Raw genomic sequence first — 6,336 nt, forward strand, 5'->3', positions numbered from 1 at the left:
CGGCCAGGCGGCCGCCGAGGCCGACCGCGCGCGCGAGACGCGGCAGGAGGAGGCCCAGCGCGCCCGCCGCGCGGCCGACGCGCTGGCGGGCCTCGCCTCCCGGCTGCGGGAGCGGGCCGGCTGGCAGGCGCGGCTGCGGGAGCTGGCCGACGAGGCCGCCGCCTGCGAGGAGCAGGCCGCCGCCTGCCTGGCCCGCGCCCGCGCCGCCGACGAGGACCGGCGCGCCGCCCAGCGCGCGGCCGANACCGCCCGCGGCCTGCGGGCCGAGCGCGCCGAGATCGCCGGCGCCCCCGACGGCCAGGCCGACGCGGCCGACGAGACCCCTGCTGTCGGCGACACCGGTCCGCACGACGCCTCCGCCGCCTCGCTGCCCGCGCTGCGCGAGGCGTACCGCGCCGCCTCGCAGCTGTACGAGAAGGTCGGCGTCGGCGCCGACCTGCGCGCCGAGCAGGCCCGCGCCGAGGGTGACGAGAGCGCGGCCCTCGCCGCCCTCGACCGGCTCAGCCAGAAGGTCGCCGCCCGCGCCGCCACCCTGCTGAACAGCGCGGAAGGCGCCGACGGGCCGTCCCGGCAGGCCGCGGCCGCCCGCGCCGAGGAGCGGGTGCAGATGCTGGAGGCCCGGGCCTCGGAGGCGAGCGAGCGGCTGGGCCGGCTGCGCGGCGAGGCCGAGCGGCTGGCGCCCGCCGACGGCGGCGCGCACGCCGAGCTGCCCGACGGGCTGACCCCGTCCGACGCGGAGCGGGCCAAGGACCTGCTGCGCACCGCCGACGCCGACCTGGCCGCCTGTACGGACGCGCTGGCGGCCGCCCGCGCCGCGCACGCCGAGCTGCTGGCCGCCCACCGCGCCGCCGAGGACGCCGCGGGCGGCTTCGAGGAGGCCGCGGCCGGGCTGCGCGACCTGCTGCGGGACGGGCCCGGCGGCCACGACGAGGAGCGGGCCGCGGCCGAGCCGTACGCCGGGAGCCTCGCCGCCGCCCGGCAGGACGCGGCCGAGGCCCGGCGCGCGCTGCGCGGCTGCGCGGCCGACCTGTCGGCGGCGGAGGCGGCCGTCCGCGAGGCGTGCGACGTGCTCGTCCGGCACGCCAACGCCGCCCGCTACGAGCAGGTGCGCACCCCCGCCCGCCAGCAGATGCGCGAACTGCCCGCGGCCGCCCTGCCCGAGCACGCCGCGGCGTGGGCCGAGGCGTACCGGCCCCGGCTGCGCGTGCTCACCGACGAGCTGGCGCAGCTGGAGCGCAACCGAGACGGCATCGTGGACCGGCTGCGCGGCCTGGTCGAGTCCAGCCTGGCCACGCTGCGCTCCGCCCAGCGGCTGTCCCGGCTGCCGGAGGGCCTGGGCGAGTGGTCGGGCCAGGAGTTCCTGCGCATCCGCTTCGAGGACCCCGACCAGGCCACGCTCACCGACCGGCTCGGCGAGGTCATCGACGAGGCGACCCGCGCCGCCGTCGCCAAGAACTCCGACCTGCGCCGCGACGGCATGACGCTGCTGCTGCGCGGGGTGCGCGCCGCCCTCCAGCCGCGCGGGGTGGCCGTGGAGATCCTCAAACCGGACGCGGTGCTGCGCGCCGAGCGGGTGCCGGTCGGCCAGATGGGCGATGTGTTCTCCGGCGGCCAGCTGCTCACCGCCGCCATCGCGCTGTACTGCACCATGGCGGCCCTGCGCGGCAACGACCGGGGCCGCGACCGGCACCGCCACGCGGGCACGCTGTTCCTGGACAACCCCATCGGCCGTGCCAACGCCACGTACCTGCTGGAGCTCCAGCGGGCGGTCGCCGACGCGCTCGGGGTGCAGCTCCTCTACACCACGGGACTGTTCGACACCACCGCGCTGGCCGAGTTCCCGCTGGTCATCCGGCTGCGCAACGACGCGGACCTGCGCGCCGGGCTGAAGTACATCAGCGTGGAGGAGCACCTGCGGCCCGGGCTGCCGCAGGCGGAGGCCGCCGAGGAGCCGGTGCACGGGCAGATCACCGCGACGCGCATGTACCGCCGCCCGGACCCGGCCGTACCGGACCCGCCGGCCCAGGCCCGGGCCGCGGCGCCGGTCCCGGACCGGGCGGAGTAGCGCGCCGCCCGCCCGTCCGGCGCGCCGTACGTGCCCGGGCCGCTCGCCCCGGCCGCGCGCGGTCTGCGGTCGATGCCCTCGGTCCGGCGATCCAGCTCTTTGTCACATGGATGGTTGATTGAGTTCTTCGGGCGTGTGACACAATGGCGGTCATGGACACCGGGCACACGGCCGCGCAGGGCCGCGAAGGGGCCGCCCGGGCGCGGCCCGCCCGCAGGTCTCCGGCGCCGCACGAGCGGCAGCGCGACGCCGAGCGCACCAAGGCGCGCATCCTGGACGCCGCGGTCCAGGTGTTCTCCGCCAAGGGCTTCGACGGCGCCCGGGTCTCCGAGATCGCCGAACGCGCCGGGGTGAACCAGCAGCTCATCTCCTACTACTTCGGCGGCAAGCAGGGCCTGTACCGGGAGACCGGGCGCCGCTGGCGCGCCTACGAGGCCGAGGCCGTCCCCGACGACCTGGACCTCGCCGAACAGGTCAGGCGCAGCGTGCGGGCCAGCGTCGACCCCTGCTTCGGCGGCCGCCTGCTCGCCTGGGAGGGCCTCGCCGACACCGGCCAGGACGACGAGGAGGCGCAAGAGCGCAACGCCCGGCTGCGGTACGAGGCGGAGCGGATCCGCGAGCGCCAGCAGGCCGGCGAGATCGACGGCGGGATCGACCCGGCCGCACTCATGCTCATCGCCGTCAGCGCCGGAAACGCCCTCGCCGTCTACCCCCATCTCGCCCGCGGTCTCTTCGGCGCCGACGCCGTCTCACCCGGACTCGTCGACCACTACGCCCGGCAGCTCGCCCAGGTCCTCACCCGCCCCGCCGCCGGCCACCCCGCAGCCCGCTGCGCTCCGGGCCCGCGGACGTAGTCCGGCGGGCGCGGAAGTCCCGGTATACGCGAAGCGACGGGGCACGACACGATCCCGAAGGTGCCGTCACCCCGGCGCCGGGGCACCTGACCCGCCGCCACCCGGCCCGGCGCCGTCGGGGCGTCAGCCGACCGGCCCAGCGGTCACCGTGCGCGGGCCAGGGTGCGGCGCCGCGCCGGAAGCACCGGCCCGGCCGGCCACCGGCCCGCCGGAGGCCCCGTCACCTGCCCGCTGCCGACAAGCCTGTTCGCTGTCGACAAGCCTGCCCGCTGCCGACAAGCCGCAGGCCGGGTCACCAGCCCGCCGGCCGGCCCGTCGCCGTGCCGCGGGCCGGGGGGCGGTCCGCCGTCGCCGGGGGCCGCGGGCCGAGGCGCTCCCGCTCGTACGCCCGCCGGCGCTCCCCGCGCGGCTCCCGGGCCGTGCTGCTGGGCCGGGAGACCACGCCGTTGCGCTGGTTCCACACCTGCCGGGTCACCCACACGTCGAGCACGCTCCAGGTCGCGACCACCGTGCTCGCCACGGTCGACAACACGGCGGGCAGCGCGAACCACACCCCCGCCAGCGTGCACAGGGCGGCGACCATCGCCTGCACCAGGGTCAGCGCGATGATGACGACCGCGCGCACCGCGGCCGTACGGACGGGGTCGGGCATTCTGCGCCTGCGGGCCGGCTCCTCGACCCACAGCTGCCGGCGCGCGCGCACCGGAATGTCGCGATCCTCGTCCCTGCTGTCCATGTAGCCCTCACCCCGTTCCATTGTCGCCCGTGGCCGGCGCTTTGGGAAAGCGGCGCCAGGGTGACCGCGCGCCGTCCAGGGCGCCCCGGCGCCGCCCCGGCGCGCCCCTTCCGGAAGCCGCCCCGGCACCCCCGTGTTACCGGCGTCGGCGGATCCGGCCGTCCGCGGCGGCCCGCGCGGGACGCCCGGCGGGCCGCCCGCCGCCGGGCGCCCGGCACCCGGGGCCTGGACCAAGTCGGCCCATCACCGGACAACTGGTGATCGGATGCTGGTGACTGGTCGTCAGCATGCGGACATACCTTCGAGTTGGGCCTCTCTTTGGTAGTAGGCTCGCGCGCGTTGTCGGCAGCGACTTCGGGACACGATCCCCGGGCACCGGGGTTGACGTTAGGGAGGCCATGCGCTTTCGCGGGAAGTCCATCCGCCGGAAGATCGTGGCGCTGTTGCTGGTGCCCCTCGTCTGCCTCACGGCGATCTGGGTCTTCGCCACGGTGATCACCGGACGCGAGGCGATGCGGCTGCTCGACGCGTCCGACGTCATCGACAGGGCCGGGGCGCCCGCCGAGGACGCGGTCCACGCGATTCAGCAGGAACGGCGGCAGACGCTGGTCCTGCTGGCCGACCCCGGCGGCACCGGGGCGCTGCCGGCGCTGCGCACCGCACAGCACAGGACCGACAAGGTGCTGGCCCGGCTGCGCGACGCGTCCTCCGACGGCGGCATCCGGGGCATGATGACCGGCGACTCCCGCACCCAGCTCGCCCGCATCCTGCGGGCGGCCGACGGTCTTGAGGGCCTGCGCGGCAAGGTGGAGCGCCGGGCCGCGACCAGCCCCGAGGCGTATCAGTACTACAACCAGCTGGTCGACCTCTGCTACAACTTCCGCAGCTCCCTGCACGCCGTACCGGACCCGGAGCTGGACCGGCAGGGCCGCGCGCTCGTCGCCATGATCCGCGCCCGGGAGGCCCTGTCCCGTGAGGAGAACCTGTTCGTCGCCGCGGCCACGGCGCGCCGGATCACGCCCGCGGACATGCGGGCGATCTCCGACCTGATCGCCGAGCGCAACGTGCTGTACGCGATCAACCTGCCCACCCTGCCGCCCAGGGAGCAGAGGTTCTTCACCGACTACCGCTACAGGACCCCGCACCCCGAGGCCCTGCGGGCCGCCGAGGAGCGGCTGTTCAGGGCCGGCGCCGAGCGGGCCCTGCGGGAGGTGGACCTGCGCCGCTGGGAGGGCGCCACCCAGCCGGTGCTGGCCGACTACGACCGGCTGGGCGGCGAGGCGACCGTCCGCCTCCAGCACCGCATCGACCCGGTGGCCACCGACGTCATGGTCAAGGCGGGCGTCGCCGGCATCCTCGGCCTGCTGTGCCTGCTGCTGTCGGTGTTCGTCTCGTTCCGGGTGGGCCGGGACCTCATCCGCGACCTGGGACGGCTGCGCCGGGACGCCCAGGAGGCCTCGCACGAGCGGCTGCCGGACGTGATGCGCCGGCTGGCCGCGGGGGAGCGGCTGGACCCGGAGGCCGAGGCGCCGCGCGGCGCGTACGGCGGCGACGAGATCGGCCAGGTCGCCGAGGCGCTGAACACCCTTCAGCGGGCGGCCGTGGAGGCCGCGGTCAAGCAGGCCGAGCTGCGGCACGGCGTCTCCGAGGTCTTCGTCAACCTCGCCCGCCGCAGCCAGGTGCTGCTGCACCGCCAGCTCACCCTGCTCGACGCCATGGAGCGGCGCACCGAGGACACCGACGAGCTGGCCGACCTCTTCCGCCTCGACCACATGACCACCCGCATGCGGCGGCACGCCGAGGGCCTGGTCATCCTGTCGGGCGCCGCCCCCTCCCGGCAGTGGCGCAAGCCGATCCGGCTCATGGACGTGGTCCGGGGTGCCGTCGCCGAGGTCGAGGACTACGAGCGCGTCGAGGTGCGGCGGCTGCCGCCGCTGGCGGTGGCCGGACCGGCGGTGGCCGACCTCACCCACCTCGTCGCCGAACTCCTGGAGAACGCCACCGTGTTCTCGCCGCCGCACACCGCCGTGCAGGTGGTCGGCGAGCGGGTGGCCAGCGGCTTCACGCTGGAGATCCACGACCGGGGCCTGGGCATGGCGCCGGAGGTGCTGAAGGAGGCCAACCAGCGCCTGGCCGAGACGCCCGAGTTCGAGCTGTCCGACACCGACCGCCTGGGCCTGTTCGTGGTCAGCCGGCTCGCCCAGCGGCAGGGCGTACGGGTCTCCCTCCAGCCGTCCCCCTACGGCGGCACCACCGCCGTCGTGCTCATTCCCGCCGCGCTCCTCACCGAGCCGGAGGACGGCGGCCGGGACGAGCCGCCGACCGCCGGCGAGGACGCGGAACGGGACTCGGCCGCCGTCTTCCCCGACCGGGCCGCCCGCAACTCCTCCCGGCTGCGGCGCACCGCCCCGCAGGCCCCCTCCTGGGCCGCGTCGCCCGCGGACGGCCCGCGGGCGGCGCACGCCGCGGCGGGCGGCGCGGACGGCGGCACCGAGGACGCCGGCGGCGGCCTGGACGGCGCCGCGTACGGGGACGGGGACGGGTACGGCGCGGACCGCGCGGAGGCCCGCGACGACGGTCCGGAGGACAGGCCGGAGGACGGGCTGGAGGACGAGGAGGCGGGCGGCATATTCCGCGCGCGCGGCCTCGGCGGCCCGCGCCCGGCGCCCGCCGCGGAGACC

3 protein-coding genes and 1 pseudogene are annotated in these 6,336 nt (G+C 77.0%); 3 read left to right on the forward strand and 1 reads right to left on the reverse strand.

All coding sequences use genetic code 11. The annotated features are described in order from the left end of the window. Nucleotides 1-2,065, forward strand: a pseudogene (locus RKE29_RS26995) (hypothetical protein); the annotation flags it as partial. Between the two features lie 152 nt (nucleotides 2,066-2,217). Continuing rightward, a complete protein-coding gene (locus RKE29_RS27000) occupies nucleotides 2,218-2,919 on the forward strand; it encodes a TetR family transcriptional regulator (RefSeq protein WP_312008280.1) in 702 nt (233 codons plus the stop codon). 292 nt (nucleotides 2,920-3,211) lie between these two features. On the opposite strand, the gene RKE29_RS27005 is transcribed toward RKE29_RS27000, so the two are convergent. Continuing rightward, on the reverse strand, nucleotides 3,212-3,655 hold the full coding sequence (locus tag RKE29_RS27005; protein WP_312008281.1) for a hypothetical protein: 444 nt from the start codon (nucleotides 3,653-3,655) through the stop codon (nucleotides 3,212-3,214). A 398-nt stretch (nucleotides 3,656-4,053) separates the two neighbouring features. Between RKE29_RS27005 and RKE29_RS27010 the strand changes: the two genes are divergently transcribed. Next, on the forward strand, nucleotides 4,054-6,336 hold a 2,283-nt coding region (locus RKE29_RS27010; protein ID WP_312008282.1), incomplete at its 3' end, for a nitrate- and nitrite sensing domain-containing protein.

Source organism: Streptomyces sp. B1866, from assembly GCF_031932565.1.
Taxonomy (GTDB): domain Bacteria; phylum Actinomycetota; class Actinomycetes; order Streptomycetales; family Streptomycetaceae; genus Streptomyces.